This window comes from Pseudomonas sp. D1-36, assembly GCF_051132205.1.
GTDB lineage: Bacteria > Pseudomonadota > Gammaproteobacteria > Pseudomonadales > Pseudomonadaceae > Aquipseudomonas.
Genome location: NZ_CP071674.1, coordinates 2,549,282 through 2,573,231, shown reverse-complemented (window position 1 = coordinate 2,573,231; position 23,950 = coordinate 2,549,282). Strand labels below are relative to the sequence as shown.

Genomic DNA, 23,950 nt, shown 5'->3' with positions numbered 1-23,950 from the left:
CCGATCATTTTGCCAATTGAAAGGGATTCTCCGTCGCCCGGTCGTAATCGACGAGGTGGCCGTAGTCGAGACGATAGACCCGGTCCGCCACGTCGAAATAACGGTCGTCATGGGTGATCGCGATGACCGTCTTGCCGGCCGCTTTGAGCTCGGGCAGCAATTCGTTGTAGAACACATGGCGGAACACCGGGTCCTGGTCAGCCGCCCACTCGTCCAGCAGGAACACTTCACGGCCTTCCATCATCAGCAACAGTAAGGCCAGGCGCTTGCGCTGGCCCTGGGACAACGCGGTGGTGGACAGGCGTCCAGCGGCGAATTCAACCTTGTGGGCCAGCCCCAGGCGCTCCAGATAATGGTCCACCCGAGCCTCCAGCCCTTCATGGTCGCCCGCCTCGCCCAACACATCGGCGAACAGATAGAAGTCGGCAAAGATCGCGGCGAAGTGCTCGCGATGCCATTCGCTGGTGCTGGCATCGAGCACCACGCCGTTGAGTGAAACCTCCCCGCAAGCGGGCACATAGAGCCCGGTCAGCAGCTTGGCCAGGGTCGACTTGCCACTGCCGTTGCCCCCCACAATGAAGATCAACTCGCCGCGCCGGATCGTCAGGTCGATCGGTCCCAATTCAAAGGCAAATTCCTCGTTCTTGCCGGCATACCGGTAATGCACGTTCGACAGACGCAGATCCCGAAACGGCTGCGCTGCTTGCGCGGACGCCTTGAACTCTACCGTCTCGCCCAGTGCCAGGGCATCAATGGCCTGTAAAGCGACATGACCACGAATGACAGCGGGAATAGCGTCGAGGATCATCGAGATCGGCGTGCGCAGGAACATGATCGCCAAGACGTAGCCCACCACCACCTGCTGGCTCAGCAATCCCAGCCCCTGGCCGAGGAAAAACAGCGTGCCGATCAGCACGAACACCAGCAACGTCGTCCAGTTCAGGTTGACGGCCCACAAAGTGTCAGCGCGTACCGATGCGTCCAGCGACGCCCGGGCGATGGGTTCGAGCTTGCGTTGATAGAGCAAATGCCGACGCTCCCGGCTCAGGCCCAGTTCGCAGCGCCCCTGGATGGCGGCTTCGAACTGCTCGGTGAGTTGGTCGTCCTGCTGCCGGACCGCCTGCATCAAGGTCTTGACCTTGCGCCCGAGCAGCACGTCGAGGCCGACGCCAGCGGCGATCACTGCCAGCGTCAGGCCGAAGAACGGCAGGCTCAACCACGCCATATAGGCCAGCCCCGCCAACAGCAGCAAGCCGTTGTACAAGGAAATCGGCAATTGCTTGAAGGCCGTGGCGACGGTGGTCACGTCCTTGGTCAGGGCGTTGTAGATGCGTGGGCTGCCCAACCGTTCGATGCGTTCCAGCGCGGTGCCCAGCACCTTGCCCACCAGCCGCAAGCGCAGCTGGTACACCAGCCGATGGCCGATCTGCACCAGCAGCCATTGCGCGGTGACCCCGCTGATGAACAACAGCACCAGCAGGCCACCGAACAGCAGCAAGCCCTGGCCGAGGTCATTGAGACCTTGTTCCAGGCAACGGTTGATGTAGCCGATCAGGCCGATACTGGTGGCCGCGCTCAGGGCACTGCTCAGCACCGCTAGGAAAATGCGCCATCGCGCGTTGTGCAGCAGTTCTCTCAATAACATCATGGGACCGACACCACCTTGGCAGAGGTTTGCAACAGTAAAGGCAGCAGGTTTTCGACCAGTCGCGGCTCGCCGAGCATCTCATGATGCCCCACGTCCAGCGTCCACTGGCTAACCGGTTGGCGCGCGTGGACTTGCCATTGTGCGCGCAAGTCGCCGTGGGCATTGCCGCGCCACAACCAGACTGGCACGTCAACGGTTGGCAAGGCCTGCTCGTACAAACGGGTCTTGATGGCGCGATATCGCGCCATCAGCGCCAGCAGTTCACCATCCGCCGCTTTCCATTGCAGGTGCCCGCGCACCTGTTCATCGTCGAGCAGCCGGGCGACACCCTCGGCATAGTCGAGGCCGGCCAACAGGCCCGTCAACCGTTCCCGTAGCGACTCGCCGATCGGCTGGCCGTGGCTGCGGCAATAAAACGCGAAATCGGCAATCAACTGGCCCGCTTCGTCGCCCTCGCCGGCCAGGCTGCGCTGAGCATCGTGATCGAGCAACACCAGGCCTTCGACGCTGAAGCCGCTGGCTTGCAGATGCGGCACCAGCAACAAGGCCAGGCGCGCGGCCAGGCTCCAGCCCAACAACACCATCGGTCGCTGTTTGAGCTGGACCGGGATACTCGCCACGTATTGCTGCAACAGCGCATCCATATCGCCGTGGGCCCAGTCATTTTCAAGGGCGGCCAGGCCAAAGACGGCCACTTCGCCGCGCAGGTTTTCCACCAGCGGCTGGTAAGCCTGCAGGTGCCCTTGCGCACCATGCACCGCCAGCAAGGCCGGTGCGTGCGGATCGGCGTCGCTCAAGATCTTAAAGGGGCCGCTGCCGATATCGTCCAGGTCCTGCACCAGATCACGCACCGTATGCCGCTCGAACAACAGATTGGTCGGCAGGTTGAGGCCCAACCGTTCACGGATCAGCGACACCACTTTGATCGCCGCCAGCGAATGCCCGCCAACGTTGAAGAAATTGTCCGTTACGCCGAGGTCATCGACCCCCAGCACGTCACACCAGATCGCAAGGACCACCGTCTCCAGCTCTCCCTCCGGCTTCACCCGCGTATTCTGCAATCGCTGCCGGGCCCGTTCGAGCAGGTGCTTACGATCGAGCTTGCCGTTGCTGTTCAGAGGCATGGCCTTCAACGCAAAGATTCCGCTGGGCAGCATGTAATCCGGCAATTGACGAGCCAAGCTGGCGCGCAACGGATCCGTCCCCTGGAACTGAACATCGTCCGTGACTACAAATGCCAGCAACCGCCCGAGATCGCCTTCGCCATCCAGCAGCACAGCGGCTTGCAAGACGCCCGGCTGGGCGAGCATCGCCTGCTCGACCTCCGCCAGCTCAAGGCGAAACCCACGAATTTTCACCTGATGGTCATTGCGCCCCAGAATGCGCAGGGCCCCGTCGGCCTGGCGCAAGGCCAAGTCACCGGTACGGTACAGGCGATCGCCGCTGGCAGGATCTACACCGAAGGCCTCGCCACCGACATTGCCGACGTATCCCCTGCCGACACTGGCGCCACTGATGTACAACTCGCCAGCCTGGCCGGGCGGCACTGGCCGTTGCTGCTCGTCAAGCAGATGAATACGGTTGGCACCCAACACTTGATTCAACGCACAACCAGTCACGCCCTGCGCAAGATCAATGGCTCGCCACAACACCCCGACGGTGGTTTCGGTCGGGCCATAGTGGTTATACAGTCGGCAGGCCGGCTCGGCCTGGGCCAAGCGTGTCAGCAACGCCTCGCCAATCGGTTCCCCGCCCAATACCAGCACCTGGCGAGGCAGTACGCCGACGGCTTGCTCGCCCATCAAGGCTTCGAGGTGCGATGGGACGATTTTCAGCACGTCGAGGGGATAACGCCTTAGCTCCTCGGCAAAGGCCTGGGCGTCGGTCACCGTCGACTGCGCCAGCACATGCACACAACCGCCCTGCAGCCACGCCGGGAACAACACGGTATTGCCCAGGTCCGCGAGCAGCGAGGACACCAACCCATAATGCCCGCCCTCGGGCAGTTGCAGTGCACGGGTTACTTGGGTGACGTAATGGCGCAATTGCCCTTGTTCGATCTGCACCCCTTTTGGCTTGCCGCTGGTGCCCGAGGTGTAGAGCACGTAGGCCAGGTCTTGCGCGGTGCCGGAGTGCGATGTAGCTGACACAGGCCCTTTGCTTGCCTGGGACCAGCACAGCGTCCGGGTCGACGTGTCAGGCAAGAGGCCCTCCAAGTGCAGGAGTAACGCAGGTCGGGCGTCATCCAGTACCGCAGCCAGCCGCAGCGGCGGCTGTTGGGAATCCAAAGGCAGATACGCGGCACCGACCTTGAAACAAGCGAGCATCGCAACCAGCATCTGCGCGCCGCGTGGCAGATACAGCCCCACCACGTCGCCGCGGCCCACGCCCGCCTGATCCAGGCTGCCGGCGACGCGGTCACTCAAGGCATCGAGTTCAGCGTATGAGAGAAATTGGTCGGCATACCGCAGCGCCGGGCGATCCGGGTGTGCCTGGGCGTGCCGGCGCAGGGCAACGATGATGTCAAGGTCCGCTCCGAGGTCAGGACGCGGCGAGGACACCTGCGACTCCTCGGGCAGACACGCATCCATGCCATCGATAAGCTCATTGGGCGACTGCATCAGTTGGCCGAGCCAATGCTTGACACGCTTGAGCAGCGCCTGCATCTGCTCCTCGCGATACACCCCGCAATCATACGCCAACGCCAGCTCGCCATTGCCCTGGGTGTGGAGGGTCAACTGAAGTTGCAGCTCGATCGGCGTGTCAAACGAGAGCCACTGCAACGCGTCCGGTTGCGGCACTTGCAGAACCTGCAATCCTGCCTGGAAACTGGCTCGCCACTCTGGCAACAACTGCGCCTGGCCGACGTATTCCTGCCAGTCGACGGCACTCTCCAGTTGCCGGGCCATTTGCCGGGCCAGGTTGACCAGGGTGCTGTGCTCGGACATTTGCATCACCATCGGCAACGTCTGTTCGAACACACCAAACGCGCCGGTCAGTTCCTCGTAGTTATCTCGAGGGTCATGCTGCAAACCCAGTTGGCCCTGCCGTTGGCCATTGAGCCTGCCGAGCAATGATCCCCAGGCCGCCAAGACCAACTGCTCCTCAGCGATACCTTCCTGCTCGGCCAGGGCGGTCAGCCCCGTCACCTCGCTTTGCGCCAACTCCTGACGGACGACGGCATGACGGCCACTGGCGATGCCATAACGTTCGACCAGGCGCATGCCCGGGATGTCCTGCAAGGCCAGGTTGCGCCAGAACTGTGCGCCCTGCTCAGCGTCTTCATCCAGTTGCAGGCCGTTGATCCACTCGACGTAGTCCACGTACTGCATGGGCTCGTCATCCAGCGGCGCGGCGCGGCCCAGCAAATGCTCGCGCAACTGGACCAGGCTGCGCGCGTCCAGCGAGTAGGCCGGGACCGCCAGCAACAATTGATCATCGAGCAGCCAAGCCAGCACGTCGGGCTGTTCGGCCTGGCAGCGACGCCGCGCCTCTTCCAGCCAATCCTGCTCATCGTGACCGTCGGTTGCGCGCCCCAGGCGCCAGTCAAGGCGCAATGCCTGAGGTTCGATCACCCTTTGGCGCAGCCCGGTGGCGCCCAGTGGCCGCTCATAGCGCAAGCGCAGCGCTTGATGCTGCGCCAGGCTGTCGCGCAAGCGTTGCTCGACGATGCCTTCGGGAACGCCTGTCAGCACCATGCGCACCCAGCGCCAGGCGTGTGGGTTGGCCTGGGCCAGTTGTTTCTGCTGGGGTGAAAGCGTGAGTCCAAGGTCCATCATGGGGTCAACTCTTCAAGTGTCTCTTCGGTCTGCGCCGGCGCGGCCATGACTTGCTGGCGGGCATAGATTTCCCCCATGGCGACGACGATTTTGCGCTCGCCCTCGAACGGATCCCGAGCATGGGCCGCTAGCATGTTATCGAGCATCACCACGTCGCCCTGTTGCCAGTCGAAGCGCACCGCACAACGGTCGTAGGCGGCATTGATGGCATCGATAGCCGCTGGTTCGAGCTCCGAGCCGTCCCCATAAAACACTTGCCTGGGCATTGCCGATTCGCCGTCGCGCAGGAATTGCTCGCGAACATCCTCATCGAGCAATGCCGGGTGGTACAGCTGGATCTGGTTGAAGAAGCTTTCTTCGCCCGTCAACGGGTGCAGGATCACCGCCGGGCACACCTGCCGGGTGTGCAGGTCATTGGCGCCGCGCCACTGGAACTCGATGTTGCTCTCACGACAGATCCGCTCGACGTCGGCTCGGTCCTCGGTCTGGAAGAAGTGCTGCCAACTAACGTCCAGGCTGGTGCTGAAATTGCGCACGTACATCAGTTGTTTGCTTCGTAGGTTCGCCTGCAACCACGTCGGCAATTCGCGGTAGACCTGGCGACTGTCAACGATTGGCGTCGCGCCCCCGGACGTCGCGGGCGTCTCGCAGTAGAACCACTGCCGACGTGGCCAGCGGTGCTGATGCGCGCTTTCGTTATGGAACAGGATCATCCGGTCCTTGGGGTATGGCGTGGACTTGTAGATGTTCTTGCCGCCTTCCTCTTTCGGCAGGTCACCGTATTGCCCGTACAGCTGCGGGCACAGCGCCTGGCAGAACGCCTCGAAATCCGCCGGGGTCGGCAGGTCGAAGCCACGGAACAGGATGCCGCCATGCTCGCGTAACCAGTGCTCGACCTTGTCGCGGTTGGCTTGCGCCCAGATGGCCGGGGCCAGTTCGCGGTCACGCAACGAAACCAGCAACGGGAATGCCGAGTCCGCTCGTAGCGGCCGGGCCTCGATGGGCTCACGGGTAGCCGCCGATCCGCCCTGGCGCATCTTGCCCAATTTGCTCATTTTGCGTTGCAGCGGGTTGTCCGTGGACATTGCAGCAGCTCCCTTCACAGTCGGCATCAAGGTATCGATAGGGGTTTGCGGCGCGGCGAGCGCGCGCTCCAGCAGTAACTCGAAAGCATCGCGCAAGCGTTCGATGGTGGCCGGACGGAACAGGCTGGTGCGGTACACCCAGCGCAGGCTGAGCGCGTCGCGGTCTTCGCTGGCGAACAGCGCCATGTCGAACTTGGAGTGGTGCTGCTCGCCCGTCAACGGCTCGACCTGCAGATCGCCCAGTTGGCGCTGCTGACGCGGCGTGTTGTCGAGCACGAAGAGTGTCTGCAACAGTGGATGCACATTGGCCACCCGCGGCAATTCCAGGCATTCAACCACGCGTTCGAACGGCGTGTCCTGCCAGGCGAACGCTTGCAGGCATAACTCGCGGACTTGCATGGCCTGCTCATGGAAGCTCAGTTCCGGTTGCACGCGGATGCGTAAGGCCAGCAGGTTGACGAAGAAGCCGATCAGCGATTCGGTGGCCGGATGGTCGCGGTTCGCCACGTCCGTGCCAATCACCAGATCGCGGCCTTGTGTCTCACCTTGCAGCACGGCTGCATAACACGTCAGCAGCACCATGAAAGGCGACATGCCGCTGTCCTGGGCAAAGGTTTTCAACCGGCCCACCGTGGCGGGCGACAATTGGAAATCCACCGCCGCCCCGGCACCGCTATCTCGCTCCGGACGCGGGAAATCGAATGGCAATGGCACCTGCGCGGGAATCCCCGCCAGGGTCCTTCGCCAGAACTCCAAGCCTTCCCTTTGACGCAACTGGACCGCCGCCGAACCTTGCCAAACGGCGTAGTCGACGTATTGGATCGGCAGCGCTTCCTGGGTTGGCAGCACGCCGGTGCTGTAGGCCTCGTAACCTTCGATCAGCTCATCGACCAACACCGCGCCGGACCAACCGTCGGAGGCAATGTGGTGCATGACCATTTGCAGTACATGCTCCTGTTCGCCGAGGCGATACAGGACCACCCGAAGCGGCGCTTCGCTGCCGAGATCGAACGGTCGCAGCGCCATGTCCCGGGCATCGAGTGACCACTTCGATTCGCTCGACGGCAGGCGTTGCAAAGCCACCGCCAATTGCGGGTGGATTCGCTGGCGCAACTCGCCGCCGCACTGGTGATAGGTGGTGCGCAGGATGGCATGTCGATTCACCAACCGTTGCAACGAACGCTCCAGGGCCTGGTTATCCAGTTCCCCACGCAAGCGCACGTTGCTACTCATGTTGAAGCTGCTGTCGACCTCATCCAGTTGTTGCATCAACCAGACCCGTTGCTGCGCCGAGGACAAGGGTTGATCGATGCCTTGGTCAACCACCGGAATCGTCACCGACGCCAGATCCTGCTCAGCGGCGAGGCCCTCGATTCGCTCGGCCAGTCGCGCCAGCACCGGTGTTTCGAACAGCCAGCGCAATGGCACCTCGAAGCCCTGTTCCCGCAGGCGCCCGCGTACCTGGGCCGCCATCAGGGAGTGCCCGCCCAATTGGAAGAAATGTCCGTCGGGTGGGACGTCCCGCACGTTCAGCACCGAGGCCCAGATCTGCGCCAGCATCCCCTCGCCGGCCGACAGCGGGCGCCCGGTTGCTGGCGCGCTGCCGACAACCGATTGCAAGCGCGGCAGTTGTCTGCGATCGACCTTGCCATTGCTGTTGAGCGGCAGTTGCTCAAGCGCCTGCAGGTGCGTCGGCACCATGTAGACCGGCAAGCGCGCCTGCAAATAATCTCGAACAGCTGCCTCACCAGGTGCATCGTCAGGATTCGCCACCCAGAATCCGGCCAACTGCTCGCCTTGCACGGCCACCACCGTTTGCAGCACTTGAGGATGGCTGAGCAGGACGGCTTCGATTTCCCCCAGTTCGATGCGATAGCCACGCAACTTGATCTGGTCGTCGGTGCGTCCGAGGTAGTACAGCTGGCCGTCGGGCTGCCAGCGCGCCAGATCGCCGGTGCGGTACAAGCGACCACCGTTACCGAACGGGTCGGCAATGAAGCGCTCTGCGGTCAGCCCCGGCTGCCCGGCATAACCCCGGGCCAGTCCGTCACCGGCGATATAGAGTTCACCGACGCAGCCTGGCGGCACTTCACACAGGTATTCATCGAGAACATGGCAGCGGGTGTTGAGCAACGGCCGGCCTATCGGGGCGACGGGCAATTGAAGTGTGTCGATCGGCGTCTGGGTCGACCACACCGTGGTCTCGGTCGGGCCGTAGACATTGATCAAGCGCGCCACGTGCTGCTTCAGCTCGCTGGCCAGCTCCTTCGGCACCGCCTCGCCGCCGGCCAGGGCCACTCGCCCTTCCAACACCCGGCGGTCGCCTTGCAACAACATCGCCCAGGTAGCGGGCGTGGCCTGGATCAGGTCAACGGACCGTTCGTCAATCAAGCGTGCAAGCAGCAGCGGATCCTGGCGCTCGTCCTCGTCCGCCAGGACCACCGAGCCGCCACGCACCAGCGGCAGGCAGAGCTCCAGGCCACAAATGTCGAAAGTGACAGTGGTCAAGGCCAGGTAACGCTGCACGTTATCCAAGGGCAGCGCCTGCTCCATGGCGAGCAGGAAATTGGCAAAGTTACCGCGGCTGATCTGCACGCCCTTGGGTTGCCCGGTCGACCCCGAGGTGTAGAGGGTGTAGGCCAGTTGCCCGAGGTGCGTCGCCAATCCAGGCGCCTGGGTGGGAAATTGCGCCAATGGCAGATCTGCCCACAGGCAAACACGTAGGTCGGCAGGCCAATCCCCTGTCGTCGAATCGCAAAGCAGCATATGTGGCTGCGCCCGGTTGAGCACTTGCGCCTGGCGGGCCGGTGGATGGGCGCGGTCGAGTGGCAAATAGGCGGCACCGGCCTTCTGGATGCCCAACATGCACACCAACAGGCGTTCATCCCGAGGCAGGCAGAAGGCAACCAACGATTCAGGCCCGACGCCCTGGGCCAGCAACCAATGAGCCAAGCGGTTAGCCTGGGCCTCCAGCGCGGCATAGCTCAATTGGCGGTCGGCGCAATAGACGGCGATGCACTCGGGATGCACAGCGGCTTGCACTTCGAAACGCGTCACCCAATCCGCTTCGCCGTGCAAGGGCAACGACTTCCCGGCAGTCGCCAACGTCGCAACCGAACGCAGCGGGATTTCCAGCAGGCGCGCATCAAGATCCTGGCCCGACAGGCTGGCGAGCAATGCCTGGTAATCCTCTACCAACCGGCGAGTGATGTCGGGCCGCAACAATGCGGTCGCGTATTCGACGATCAAACCGGTGCTGGCCTCGGCACCGCGACCCTGGGTGAACAGGTTGAACGTCAGGTCGAATTTGGCGCTCACCACGCCACCCGGCAGCGCCAAAGCCTGGGCACTGATGCCGGGCAGGTTCAGGCTGCGGGAATCCTGATGGTCGACCTGATAGTTGAACATCGTCTGGAACAGCGGCGTGCGATCCAGGCTGCGCTCTACATCCAGCACTTCCAATAACTGCTCGAACGGCAGCGATTGATGGGCCAGGTCCTCATTCAGCGTGCTGTCCAGTGCCTGGACGAATGCTTGCAGGCTCTGGCGGCCGTCGATCTGGACACGGTGGGCCAGGGTGTTGACGAACAACCCGACTAACGCCTGGCTCTGGACTGACTCACGCCCCGCCACCGGCAAGCCGATGGCGAAATCACTGCGCCCGCCGTGGCGCCAGAGCAGCAACTGATAGGCCGCGAAATACAGCACGAACGGCGTGACGCCTAGCACCCTCGCCCGCGCCTCGACCGCAGTGCTCAGCGAACCGGGCAGCACATATTCGTCTCGCGCTCCACCGAACGCCTGCACCGCCGGCCGCGTGGATTGCTCAGGCAGCTCCAGCGGCTCGTTGCCCAGGCCTTCCAGGCGTTGTTGCCAATAGGCCAACGAATCCTTGCCATACGCGCCATCCAAGCGCTCTCGATGCGCCTTGATCAACGGCAGCAAAGCGCTTGCCGCCGGTAGGGTCTGATCTTGATAAAGCGCTGCCAGATCCTGGACGAGCAAGCCCATCGACCAACCGTCCACGGCAATGTGGTGCACGTTGAACAGCAGGCGATAGTCGCCAGGCGCCACACAAAACACATCGATGGCCAGCAGCGGACCTCGCGTGAGATCGAACACCCGCTTGGCGGCACTGGCAATGGCCGCGTCCTGTTCCGAGTCACTCAGGGCGCCGATGTCATGGACGTTGAAGATCGGTGCAGCCGTATCGTCCAGCCGCTGCCAGACTTGCCCGTGCTCTTCGAAAAAACGGCAGCGCAATGCGTCATGCCGGGTCACCAGCGCCTGACAGGCGCGTTGCAGGCGGGGCACATCCAGGTCGCCGCGCAAGGCCAACAGTTGGGTAACGTTGTAGGCGGTTTCAGCCGGGTCGAATTGCTGCATGAACCACACCCGTTGCTGGGCATGGGACAGAGCCTGCGGTTGCGCCGCGTCCTCGCACGGCGCCACGGCATCAGCGACCGGTGCGACGATCGGTGCGAGCACCTTGGCCAGTTGCCGAGGGGTCGGGTTTTCCAGCAATTGCCGGGGCATCAGGCGCAAGTCGGCCTGACGCAAGCGCGCGATCAACTGCAAGCTGAGGATCGAGTCGCCGCCCATGGCAAAGAAATCGGCGTCCGGCCCCAGGCCAGGTTGTCCGAGCAACTCGCGAAAAGCCGTCAGAACCGCAAGCAATGCCGGCTCGGCGCGGCAGTCGATGCACAGGGCCATGGCCGCCAGGGTCGGATGCTGCAGCACGTCCCGCGGTTCCAGCTTGAGCCCTTCCCGGGATGCCAGGCCGATCAATTGCAGGCTGAGAATCGAATCCCCGCCCAGAGCGAAAAAATCGTCCGCGCGGCCAACTGGCGCGCAGCCGAGGATCTGGCACCACAGTTGCGCCAATCGTTGTTCGGTCGCTCCGCTGGGCTGCTCGGTGGCTTCGGCGGCCGGCTCATCGATCGTCGGCTCAGGCAATGCACGTCGGTCCAGCTTGCCATTGGCAGTCAGCGGCAAAGCGTCCAGCGCCAACCAATGGGCCGGCACCATGTGTTCCGGAAGTTGCCGCTTGGCCTCGGCTTGCAGCGCCGCCAGCGCTTGGGTTGTCATCGAGGGGCTGACATACGCCACCAGTTGCGTCCGCCCTTTTACTTCACAAGCCAGCACGGCGCCTTCGCGAACCTGAGGCTGGGCGTTGAGCCAGGCGCTGACTTCGCCCGGTTCGACGCGGAACCCGCGGATCTTAGCTTGATCGTCCTGACGTCCGAGAAACACCAGGCGCCCGTCGCGATCCAGGCGAACCCGGTCGCCGCTGCGATAAAAGCGTTGGCCCTGGGCCGTGACGCCGAACGCACGTGCTGTCAACTCAGGCTGGCCGAGATAGCCTTGGGCAACCTGGGGACCACCAATCAGCAGCTCACCGGCGACACCCAGCGGTACGCACCGATTTTGACCATCGACGATGCGCAACTCACAGCCGGACAGCGGCTGGCCCAGCGGCAGATACTGACCCGCTACGAACGCCTCGGAGTCCAGAATTTCACCGCAGACCACGCCGACAGTCGTTTCCGACGGGCCATAGTGATTGAAGATACGGAGTTGCGGCGCCAGTTCACGCACCTTGGCGAATAACGCCTGGTCGAACCCCTCGCCACCAAGAATCAACAGCACCTTGGGCAACACGCGACGGGCGTCGTCCAACGCCAGCAAACCGCGCAGGTGCGAAGGGGCGATCTTGAGGCAATCCGCCGGATATTGGTCGAGAAAATCGGCCCAGCCGGGCGGGTCGAAGGCCAACGACGCCGGTGGCAATACCAGCGTGTCGCCTGCGTTGAGCGCGGCGAAAACAGAGGTCAAGCCGAGGTCGGCGGCGACCGTTGCCAAGGTCGCCCAGCGGCTACCCGATTTGGCTTGCAAGCGTTCACCGACGGCATTGGCGTAATGGGCGAGGTTGGCATGCGTGACCTGAACGCCTTTCGGCTGGCCGGTCGAGCCCGACGTGTAGATCAGGTAGGCAGGCAACTGAGGCTGGCTGAGGCTTTCGTACTGGTGGATGTTCGCGTTGAGAGACCAATCGTCGGCGCTCAGCACCAGGCATGGGATGCCCACGCCGGTCTCGGGTGCTTGCGCCAATGTCAGCCACAGGCTCGCGCCGCTGTCGTGCAACAGTTGTGCGAGTCGCCGGGCTGGTTGCGCCGGGTCGAGAAACAGACAGGTGGCGCCACGCTGCCAGCACGCCAGGGTCGCCAGCACTTGTTCGGCACAGCGCGGCATGCACAGCGCGACCACCTGACCCGGCCCAACGCCCTGCGCGGCCAGCCGTGCGGCCATCGAGCGACTGGCCGCGCCGAGCGTGGCGTAATCGATGCTCTGCCCCACACTGCACAACGCCACGGCATTCGGCGTGTGCGTGGCCCAATGCAGCACCTGCTGGTCCAACGGCAACGTGATCGCGCCCAGGACCGGGCCGCGCACTTCACTCGGCGTGGAAACCAGTTGCAGGTCCGACAACCGCCGCTGCGGATGAGCCGAGACCTCGTGGAAGATCGCCAGCAAGTCGTCGAGCATTTGCTCGACCGTGGCCGTGTCGAACAATTCGTCGCTGTATTCCAGTTCGCAACGCAGCCGCGCGTCGGCGGTACGGACCATGCGCAACGTCAAGTCGAAACGCGCGTGGCGTTGCGGCGGGTCGAGTACCTCCACCGCCACGCCGGGCAAGGCCAGGGTGCGGCTTTCGGGCAGATCGACCTGGACGAACATGACCTGGAACAACGGGCTCGAACGTGGACGTTCAAGGTTTTCGAGGACGTTTTCGAAGGGCAACTGTTGATGGTCGAACGCCGCCGCAACGGTGTCGCGGGTGCGCTGCAACGCGCTGCTGAAGTCCGGATTGCCTTGAAGGCGCTGGCGAATCACCAGGGTATTGAGTAACGGCCCGATCAACGATGCCAGTTCCGGACGGTCACGTTGGGCAATCGAGGTGCCCAGGCACAGATCAGTCTCGCCGCTATAGCGCGACAGCAGGCAGGTGAATGCCGTCAGGCCATAAATATACAACGTCACGCCATGATTGCGGATCGCGGTTTCGACTGCCGTGGTCAGTTGCGGCGGGAGCTCCCGGGTCAGGACCGCGCCACTGTGGCGACGTTGTGTGGGCGTGGGGCGCGGACGGTCCAGTGGCAACGCCATCGGCGCCGGTGCATCGGCCAGTTGGTCGCGCCAGAAATCGATATGCTGCCGGCAGCTATCGCTGTCCAGCCACTCACGTTCCCATGCGGCGTAATCGGCGTACTGGATACTCAGTTCAGCTAACGCGGCAGGCTCGTTCGAAGCGAGTGCCCGGTAAGCCTCGGCCAGTTCCAGGGTCAGTTGTTGGGCCGACCAGGCGTCATAGGCGACGTGGTGAATGGTGAAAAAAAGCCAGGTGCAATGCTCCTGGGCATCGCTGAATGCCTTCCAGCGCCAAGGCATCGACTGCGCCAGGTCGAAGGGCTCGGCGAGTTGGCGGGCATATTCATCGGCACACCATTGCTCGTGCTCGGATGCGGCGAGGGTCAAGCGCTCGACGCCCGGCAGCTGCACCTGTTGTGGCGCGCAATGGGGCTGCAGCTGTCCGCTGGCATCAGGGCGGTAGCGTGTGCGCAGGATCTGATGGCGATCGACCACCTGTTGCATCGCCTGCCGCAAACGCGCGCCGTCCAGGCGCCCATCGAAGCGCAGCACCGAGCACAGGTTATAAAGGGCCCGGCTGCTCAGGGCTTCAGCCGACAGGAAGCGCCGCTGCGCCTGCGCCAGCGGCCTGTGTTCTCCTTCGCCGAGCAGAGCGGGGACGATCGGCAGGCGCCAGCTGTCGATGCCCTTCTCGGACAGGCGTTGGCGAAAGACCTTTTTCTTCTCCGCGGGCAAGGATGCCAGCCGCTGCGCAATCTCCAGGAAAGCTTGTTGCGTCATCGTACTCATCCTTACATTTCCATCTCGGCCAACAGGCGCTGCATTTCGTCCAGGGCTTCGTCGGTCGACGGCCCCTGGGGTTTTTCTATCTGTTCGGCGAGCGCGGCGATCGTCGGGTTCTGGAACAGGCTGCGCAGTTCGAGCTTGACGCCGAAACGGCTCTCGACCTGAGTCATCAAACGCATGGCCAACAACGAATGTCCGCCCAGCTCGAAGAAGCTGCTGAACACGCCAACCTGCGGCAACGCCAGCAGGTCCTGCCAGATGACCGCCAACTGCCGCTCCAGCTCGCTGCGCGGCGCCACTCCCTGGATCGCCACAGGCTGTGGTGCCGGCAAGGCCTTGCGGTCGATCTTTCCATTGGCGTTGAGGGCCAGACGTGGCTGCTCGATGAAGCCAGCCGGGATCATGTAGCCCGGGAGCACGCCTTCCAGATACCGACGCAACGCCGCCTGATCGACCGGGCTCGGTGTCTGCAGCCAGGCAAACAGGCTCTGGCTGCACGGATCGATCATCACCACCGCTTCTTCCACGCCTGGGTAACGGCGCAGCAGCGATTCGATTTCACCGGGCTCGATACGGAAACCGCGCACCTTGACCTGAAAATCGCCGCGACCTACATAGGCCAGCCGCCCGTCGTTGCGGCGGCGTACCAAGTCGCCGGTGCGGTACATGCGGCTACCGGGTTCGCCTGCATAGGGATCTGGCAAATACGCCGCCGCCGTGGTGGCCGGCGCATGCTGATACCCTCGCGTGACGCCGGAGCCGGCGATATACAGCTCACCCGTCGCGCCGAGCGGCACCGGGCGGAGCATGTCGTCGAGCACGTAGCAGAGCGTGTTGAGCAACGGCGCGCCGATGTCGGCGACGCCGGACGGCACCTCCTGCAACGCCTGGGTGGTCGACCAGACGGTGGTTTCCGTCGGGCCATAGGCGTTGATCAGCGCCACGCCACGACTGCGCAGTTCGTTCACCAGCTCACCGGGCACCGCCTCGCCACCGATCAGGCCACGCAGCGGCGGCCAATCGGCCTGGCCGGTTTCCAGCAGGATCTGCCATCCAGCGGGGGTAGCCTGGAATACCGTCGCCCGGCGCAGCAGCGCGAACAGTTGATGCCCGTCGACCACCTGCTCGCGGCGCGCCAGCAGGATGGCCGCGCCGTTGACCAGCGGCAGGAACAGCTCCGGCTTGCACATATCGAAGGCGTACGTGGTGCTGGCGAGCCAAACATCCTCGGCGCCAAGCGGCAGCAAGCGATCGAGGCCTGCCAGCAGATTGCTCAGGTTACCGCGGCTGACCTGCACGCCTTTCGGTGTGCCGGTGGAGCCCGAGGTATAGATCACGTAGGCGCGCTGCTGTGGATCGATCGGCAATGCAAGGTTGGCGTCGCTGCAATTGTCCAGCGCCAACCCGTCGAGCAGGAAGTGGTTGACGCCGCCCAAGGCCCCGGCGCAAAGGCTTTCAGTAAGCACCATGGCCGCACGCGCATGCCGGATGATTAAGCCCAGGCGCTCGCCCGGCTGCTGCGGATCCAGTGGCAGGTACGCCGCACCGGCCTTGTGGGCCGCCAACAGGGTTGGCAGCAGCCATGGACCGCGAGTCAGACAGACCGCAACCAGGTCATCCGTGCCGACACCTTGCGCGCGCAGCCACTGGGCCAGGCGATTGCTGATGGCGTTGAGTTGCGCATAGGTCAGTTGCTGGTCCTGGCAATCCACCGCCAGCGCTTCAGGTGTCAGGACGACCTGCTGTTCGAAACGGGCGATGACGTCCACCACTGGCGTCGAGGATTGCGCCGGACGGTTCCAAGGACGCTGGGCCAAGGCGTGGTCGGCATTGGCCAGGTCGATGTCCCAGAGGCGCACTTCGGGTTGTTCCAACATGCCTTCGAGCAGGTAGCGGAACTCATCGGCATAACGTTGCGCGGTGTGCGCCAGGAACAGGTCGGTGTTGTATTCCAGCACGCATTGCCACTCCTCGCCCTGCTGCTCGATGTGCAGACCGATGTCCACCAGGGCACTGTCGCTTTCAACGTTGAGTCGCTGTACGGGCAAGCCGGCGAAGTGCTGCTCGGTCGTTGCGGTGGGATCGCGTTGGATCAGGTTGAACAACGCCTGGAACAGCGGCGTGTGGCTGAGATCGCGGCGTACTTGCAGGGCTTCCACCAGGCGCTCGAAAGGCACGTCGGCGTGCTGTTGCGCCGCCAGGTGCGTGGTTTGCAACTGCTGCCAGAACTGTTCGACCGATTGTTGCGGATCGAGATGGCTGCGCAGGACCTGGGTGGTGGCGAAATAGCCGATCAGGTTGTCGGTATGAGCCTGATGGCGATGGGCGACCGGCAAGCCAATCCAGATTTCACGTTGGCCCGAGTGCCTGGCCAGCAAGGTTTTCCAGGCGGCCAGCAACGGTGCAAAAGCGGTCAGGCCATGGCGTTGCGCCGTCTCGCGCAGGTGCTTGACCAGCCTAGCCGACAGGTTGAAGCGCAGACGCTGGCCCTTGTAGCCCTGCTCGGCGGGCCGAGGCATGTCGGTCGGCAGGTTCAGCACCGGCGGCTCGCCCGCCAGGGTACGGCGCCAATAGTCAAGTTGCGACTCGATCTGCGCCTGCCCCGCCGGGCTCTGCCAACTGGCCGCGATGTCGGAAAACTGCAACGGCAACGCTGGCAGACAAGCGTCACGCCTTTCCAGCAAAGCCTGGTAGATCACTTGCAGTTCATTGAAGAGAATCTCCAGCGAACGCGCGTCAGCGATGATGTGATGCAAGGTCACCTGCAGAACGCTGCGATCCTGGCCCTGGTACACACGCACCCGCCACAGCGGCGGCGCTGTGAGATCGAATGAATGCTGCGCCTCCTGGCTGAGCTTCTGGGCGAAGCCGCTCGAATGCTCATCGACTTCCAGCGGTTCGAAGCTCAGCGGCACCGCCACAAGGTCTTCGATATGCTGGCGTGCGCCGTCGGCGGTGTCGCTGAACACCGTCCGCAGACTGTGTTGGCGAGCCTCCAGTTGCGCCAGCGCCTGCTCCAGCAAATCGGGTTGTAGGATGCCATCCAGGCGCAGCGCCAAGGACAGATGGTAGGCCTGGGTATCGCCCTGTAAACGGTCAAGGAACCACAAGCGTTGCTGAGTGAAATGCAACGGCGCCAAGGGTTCTGCGAACGGGCGCAGGATGCGATCAGCCTCGGTGCTTGCCTGGGCCAAAATGGCGGCCAAGTCCCGTAGCACCGGTTGTTCGAACACGCTGCGCAATGGCAGGCGGCGGCCATGCTGTTCGGCGATTCGCGCCACCAGCCGAGCCGCCAACAGCGAGTGTCCGCCCAGGGCAAAGAAGTTATCATCGGCGCCAATGTCGGTGCATTCCAGCAGCTCTTCCCAGAGGCCGGCCAGGGTTTGTTCCCACGAGCTCGACAGCGCGCCCTGCTGGCCGTCACGCTGTTGCGGCGCCGGCAAGGCCTTGCGGTCGACTTTGCCGCTGGGGCTCAACGGCAAGGTGTCGAGGCGAACGAACTGGCCGGGCAACATGTAGTCCGGCAATTGGGCGCCGAGGCTGGCGCGCAGCGTCGTTTCGTCCAGCGCATCGCCAGCGTAGTAGCCCACCAGCCGCGCCGCGTCACCGCTGCCCAGCAGCACCACGGCCGCCTCGCGGACCCCGGGGACGCGGGACAACAGCGCTTCGATTTCCCCCAGTTCGATACGGAAACCCCGCAGCTTGACCTGGAAATCCAGGCGCCCGAGGTAATCCAGGCTGCCGTTGCCATTGCGTCGGACCCGGTCGCCGGTGCGGTACATGCGCGCGCCAGCCACGAAAGGGTCCGGCAGGAACGCGGCGGCGGTCAGGCGCGCGGCTGCGAAATAGCCGCGACCCAAGTTGGCCCCCGCGAGGTACAGCTCACCTGGCACGCCGGCAGCCACCGGTTGCAAGTCAGCGTCGAGCACGTATGCGGCGGTGTTCGCCACCGGTTGCCCGATCGGCACCTCGACCGCGCTTTCTTCGCCACCGCGCACTTCGAAGGTGCTGTAGACGGTCGCTTCAGTCGGCCCGTAGCCGTTGATGACCTTGGCACCCCTGCCCTCGATGGCTTCGGCCAACGCGCACGGCAAGGCTTCGCCACCGGAGATGGCACGCACGCCCCGCCAGCTGCGGGAGGTATGCGCCACGAGCATTCGCCAGGTGGCCGGCGTGGCCTGCATGACGGTGGGTCGTCCGCCTATCAGCAACTGATCGATCGCTTGCGGGTCCCGCGCCTGCTCTCGATCGGCCAGCAGGATGCTGGCGCCATGGGCCAAGGGCAGGAGCAACTCGACAATGGCAATGTCAAAGGTCGCGGTGGTCAAGGCCAGGACCCGGTCCCGGGCCGTCATTGGCAGGACCTGCTCGACGGCCAGCATCAGGTTCATCAGGTTGCCACGGCTGATCGCCACCCCTTTGGGCTGGCCGGTGGAACCCGAGGTGTACAGCACGTAGGCGAGTTGACCGGGGTTGCAGTCCACAGGCTTGCGCGTACCGGTCGCCCCACTGGCGTCGATGTCCAGCAGCGGCAGGCCGGGGTTCCACTGCGCCAACACGCCGAGGCTCGCGGCGGTGCCCAGGCACAACGTGGGCTGCGCCGCCTGGAGAATGTAGCGGCCGCGCTCCGGCGGCGTGTCCTCGGCCAACGGCACATACGCCGCCCCGGCCTTGAGGACCGCCAGCATGGCCATGGGCAGGCGAGCGTCGCGCGGCAGGCTCAACGCTACGCGGTCTTCGACACCGACACCCTGGACCTGCAACCTCGTTGCGAGTGCCTCGGCGGCTTGGTCCAATTCGGCGTAGGTCATTTGTTGATTGCCTGCCACGACGGCAATCGCCTCGGGCTGGCGCGCAACCTGAAGCGCGAAGGCGTCAAGGATGTCTTGCTGACCGGCCAGGGCGCGCCCATCGATCCGCGCCAGGGCCCGTTCAGCGGGCTGCCATGTCAACTCACCCAGCGGCCGCCCGGCCTGTTGGATCACCGCATCGAGCAAGGCCAGGTACTGCTCGGCCATGCCTCGCACCGTCTGCTCGCGGAACAGGTCGCTGCTGTATTGCAAACTCAGGTTAATCCCGTGTTCGCTGTCGCGCACGTCCAGGTGCAGATCGCACAAGGTGCTCTCCGGGCGGTTGTCCAGCGGCTCGGCGATGACGTCAGTGAGTTCGAAACGCTCCAGAGCGTTGCCCGGGAAGTAATTGAACATGACCTGGAACAGCGGGTTGTAGCTCACCTGCCGGACCACTCCCAACTGTTCGATCAAGTAATCGAACGGCAAGTCCTGGTGGGACTGGACCGAAACCGACAATGCCTGCAATTCGCTCATCAGTTGCAGCGGGCTGCGCTCGCCGGAGATTTTCTTGCGGTACACCAATGTGTTGACGAAGCAACCCACCAGCGGCTGCAACGCCGCATGGTGCCGGTTGGCCGCCGGTACACCGACCAGGATGTCGTTTTCTCCGCTGCGACTGCGCAACAGCAGTTGGAAAGCGGTCAGCATCGGGATGAAGTTGCTCCAGCCATGGCGAGCGCTGAAGGTCCTGAGCCGCGCCGCCAGGTCGTCGGGCAAGCGACGCTCGACACGTCCACCGGCCTGGCTCGCCTGGGCGGGACGAGGGAAATCGGCCGCCAGGTCAAGCACCGGCAGCTCGCCGGCCAGTTGCTCGCGCCAGTAGGCCAGCTCTTGCTCGCACGCCTTGCTGCCCATCCACTGGCGTTGCCACACGGCGTAGTCGGCGTATTGCATTGCCGGGGCGGGCCGTGGGGTCGCGACGCCCTTGCGACGATTGCGGTACTGCTCGCAGAGGCCGTCGATGATCAGTTGCAAGGACCAGCCATCGGCAACGATGTGGTGGCAATTCAACGACAGGACAAACGCCTCCGGCGCCAGGCGATACAGCCTGGCGCGCAACAGCGGCGCCGCGTCGAGGGCGAACGGTGTCATGGCGTCCAGGCGTAGCCGTTCGTGCAGCGCGTCTTCGCTCGCCACATCGATGACCGGCAACTCAATTTCGCTGTGCGCCAGGACAACCTGGCTCGGCCCTTGGGCCGCGCCGATGAACCCGGTGCGCAGCACCTCGTGCTGGTCGAGGACCGCTTGCAACGCCGCGTGCAGGTCAGCGACGTACAGCTCGCCAGTCAGGCGCACGGCGCCGGCCAGGTTGTACGCCGGGCTGTCGGGGTCGAGTTGTTGCAGGAACCACAACCGTTGCTGGGCAAACGAGAGCGGCAGCGTTTCCGGGCGCGGCAGCAAGGTCGGCGACGGCTTTACCGCGCCGGCCTGGTTCTCCAGCCAATCCGCCATGGCGGTAATGGTCGGACGCTCGAAGACCACGCGCAACGGCAAATCCTTGCCGCTGAGCTTACCGATCAGGCCGATCAACTGGGTCGCCAGCAGCGAATGGCCGCCCAGCTCGAAGAAGTTGTCCTCGACACCCACCTGGTCCAGGCCGAGCACGCTTTGCCAGGCTTGCACCAACTGGCCTTGCAACTCGCTGCTCGGCGCCACATAGCGGGCCTGGCTTTGCGCGGCAAAATCCGGGGAGGGCAACGACTTGCGGTCGATCTTGCCGTTGCCGTTGAGCGGGAAACGCTCCAGGAATACGAATGCGCTCGGGATCATGTAGGCCGGGAGATTGCCCAGTACATGCTCGCGCAACATCTCGATGCTGCAGGCGTCATCGGCCACGACGTAAGCCACCAGTACCTTGGCGCGTTGCTGGTCGTCACGGGCCACGACCACGGCTTCGCGCACGCCGGGGTAATGGGTCAGGCATGCCTCGATCTCGTCCAGCTCGATGCGGTGGCCGCGAATCTTGACTTGATGGTCGGTGCGTCCGACGTATTCCAGGTCGCCGTTGGGCAGGAAGCGCGCCAGGTCACCGGTGCGGTACAGGCGCGAACCGTCGTTGGCGATCGGGTCCGGCAGGAACACCGCCGCCGTACGCGCAGGGTCGGCCATGTAACCGCGCCCAACGCCGACACCGGCAACGAAGATCTCCCCGACCGCGCCGACCGGTATCGGCTGCAGATCGGCGTTGAGCAGGTACAAGCGATTGTTCAGCGTGGCGCGGCCGATCGGTACGTTGATGCGCTGTTCCGGCAGGCGCTCGAGCAGCGGATGAAAGGCCACGTCATCGGAGCACTCAGCCGGCCCGTAGGCATTCATCAGCGGGATCGCCGGGTAGCGCTCGAACCAGCGACGCGCCAAGGCCGGCGGCAAGGCCTCGCCCGTGGCAAGCACCCAGCGCAGGGGGGACGTTTGCAATCCAGCGTCCAGCAGGCTTTGCATCAAGGACGGCACCGCTTCGAGGATGCTGATGCCGTGCCGCCCGATGGCCGAGGCCAATGCCTCGGGGTCCTGCACCACGCAGTCGCCGAGGATCACGGTGCGGGCTCCGAGCACCAGGCCGGCGAGGGTCTGCCAGACTGAGATGTCAAAGCACTGCGGCGCGGTCTGGGCAATCACATCGTTCGCATCGAGCCCCAGCCCCGGCAATTTACCGAGAATGTTATTGAGCATGCCCGCCTGCGCCACCATCGCGCCCTTCGGCGTGCCAGTGGAGCCAGAAGTGAAGATGCAGTATGCCAATGATGTGCCGTGCACCGTGATGTCGAGGTTATCGTCGCTATAGCTGCCCAGCACCGAAGGGTCGTAGCGAACGGCCTTGGGTCGGTGCATGAGCAGGTCGAGGGCCTGCATCGCCAGCTCGCCCTGCCCTGCGCTATGGATCAGCAACGGCGTGCGGCTCTGGCGCAGCACTTGGGCCAGGCGCTGCGCCGGGTTGCGCGGATCGAGCGGCAGCCAACCGGCACCGGCCTTCAGCGTGGCGACAATCATCACCACCAGATCCAGGCCCCGCTCGTCGAACACCGCGATCAGGTCGTCGCTGCCCACACCCTGGGCGCGCAAGTGCCGAGCCAGTCGGTTAGCGGCGCGGTTCAGCTGATCGAACGTCAGGCTTTGCTCGCCATGGACAACGGCGACACGCTCTGGCGTCTGGCGCACCTGTTGCTGGAATCGCTCAATGTATAAGGGTTGCAGCAGTTGCTCGTCCGCCGCCAGGCCACCGCCGGCCCAAACCTCGTGCTGGTGAGTGACTTCGCTTTCATCCAGCATCGCCAAATGATGCAAGGGCGTGCCGGCGTCTGCGCCGAGGGCATCGCCCATGTTCAACAGCAAGGTGCGGAAATGCCGCAGCATCTGCTCGATTTCTTCGCGCAGGAACCAGTCGGTTTGATAGGTCAACTGCAGGTGCAGGCGCTCGCCCGGCACGATTACCACAGTGACCGGGTAGTTGGTGTGGGTGCGGTTGGCCATGTCGCTGATCAGGTAATCCAACTGGCCCTGGCGCAAGTCGGCGGCAATGGGCGCGTTCTCGAACACGAACAGGCTCTGGAACAAGTCCTGTCGCTGAACGTCGCTCCAGCGCTGGATGTCGGCCAGGGAAACACTTTCGTGTTCGCGCAGGCTCAGGTTTTCGGTCTGCAAGGCTTTCAGCCACGGGCCGAGCTTATCCTCCGGACCACAGCTCCAGCGCAGCGGCAAGCTATTGATGAACAGGCCGACGATGCTTTCCATGCCTTGCAGGTGCACCGGGCGGCCAGCGACGGTGATGCCCATTACCAAGTCGCGATCACCACTGTAGCGCCCGAGCAATAGCGCCCAGGCGCCTTGCACCAGGGTGTTGAGGGTCAGGCCGTGCTGCGCCGCGACGTTCTGCAACGCCTGGGTCTGCCCGGGCTCCAGGAGTTCGACACAGTCTTCGACCGGTTCGGCAGCACCTTGGATGCGACCGACATGACCAAAGCCAAACTCGTTGGGCGTATCGAAGCCCGCCAGTCGCTGTTGCCAGAAGGCTTGGTGATCTTCCGGTTTCTGGGTTTCCAGCCACCGGATAAAGTCGCGATACGGGCGCGGTGTCGGCAGGCTCAGTCGGCGCCCTTCCCGGGCGGCGCGGTAGCCGTTGAGGAAGTCCATCATGATGATCGAGAAGCACCAGGCATCCATGAGGATGTGGTGGTAGCTGCGCACGAACTGGTAGGTGTCGGGCGCCAGTTTGTACAGCCTGACCCGCATCAGTGGCGCCTTGGTGAAGTCCAGGCCTTCGGCACGCTCCGCGCTGAGCAATTGCTCGAGGCGGTCCTGCTGCTCGCCTTCGCTCAGATGCGACCAATCTTCATAGGTGATCGGTAATTCGACCTGCTTGTGCACCACCTGCATCGGGCGTTTCTGCTGCTTCCAGACGAACGATGTGCGCAGCAGTTCATGGCGCTCCACCACCTGCGCCCAGGCCTGGCGGAAGGCCGCGAGGTCCAGGTCCGGCATGACCATGACATGGCGATATTGGAGCAGATACATGCCCTTGCCAGGGTGCATCAGGCTGTGAAACAGCAGTCCTTGCTGCATGGGAGCCAGCGGGTAAATAGCTTCGATATTGCGCGAAACAGCTTTGACCTTGTCGTTCATGCTGACGGTATCCGAACCTGTAATTGGGGGGCG

4 protein-coding genes are annotated in these 23,950 nt (G+C 63.9%); all 4 read right to left on the bottom strand.

All coding sequences use genetic code 11. The features are described from left to right. Positions 1-4: 4 nt before the first annotated feature. Genes J3P76_RS11520 through J3P76_RS11505 form a run of 4 tightly spaced genes read right to left on the bottom strand, consistent with a single transcriptional unit; the run spans position 5 to position 23,917 of the window. A complete protein-coding gene (locus tag J3P76_RS11520) occupies positions 5-1,648 on the bottom strand; it encodes a cyclic peptide export ABC transporter (protein ID WP_420763723.1) in 1,644 nt (547 codons plus the stop codon). Next, entirely contained in the window at positions 1,645-5,427 is a 3,783-nt protein-coding gene (locus tag J3P76_RS11515; protein ID WP_434701962.1) for a non-ribosomal peptide synthetase, read from the bottom strand. Before J3P76_RS11515 ends, J3P76_RS11520 begins: the two co-directional genes overlap by 4 nt. Then, positions 5,424-14,441: an amino acid adenylation domain-containing protein gene (locus tag J3P76_RS11510; protein ID WP_434701961.1), complete on the bottom strand. Its 9,018-nt coding sequence runs from the start codon at positions 14,439-14,441 to the stop codon at positions 5,424-5,426. The genes J3P76_RS11515 and J3P76_RS11510 overlap by 4 nt, the downstream gene beginning before the upstream one ends. An 11-nt stretch (positions 14,442-14,452) precedes the next feature. Next, positions 14,453-23,917, bottom strand: coding sequence for an amino acid adenylation domain-containing protein (locus tag J3P76_RS11505; RefSeq protein WP_434701960.1), 9,465 nt, complete (start codon positions 23,915-23,917; stop codon positions 14,453-14,455). Between the last annotated feature and the right edge of the window lie 33 nt (positions 23,918-23,950).

Bases quoted from the DNA above. Each gene is read 5' to 3' on its own strand.
- J3P76_RS11505 (WP_434701960.1), bottom strand. From the start codon at position 23,917: ATGAACGACAAGGTCAAAGCTGTTTCGCGCAATATCGAAGCTATTTAC.
- J3P76_RS11520 (WP_420763723.1), bottom strand. From the start codon at position 1,648: ATGATGTTATTGAGAGAACTGCTGCACAACGCGCGATGGCGCATTTTC.
- J3P76_RS11515 (WP_434701962.1), bottom strand. From the start codon at position 5,427: ATGATGGACCTTGGACTCACGCTTTCACCCCAGCAGAAACAACTGGCC.
- J3P76_RS11510 (WP_434701961.1), bottom strand. From the start codon at position 14,441: ATGACGCAACAAGCTTTCCTGGAGATTGCGCAGCGGCTGGCATCCTTG.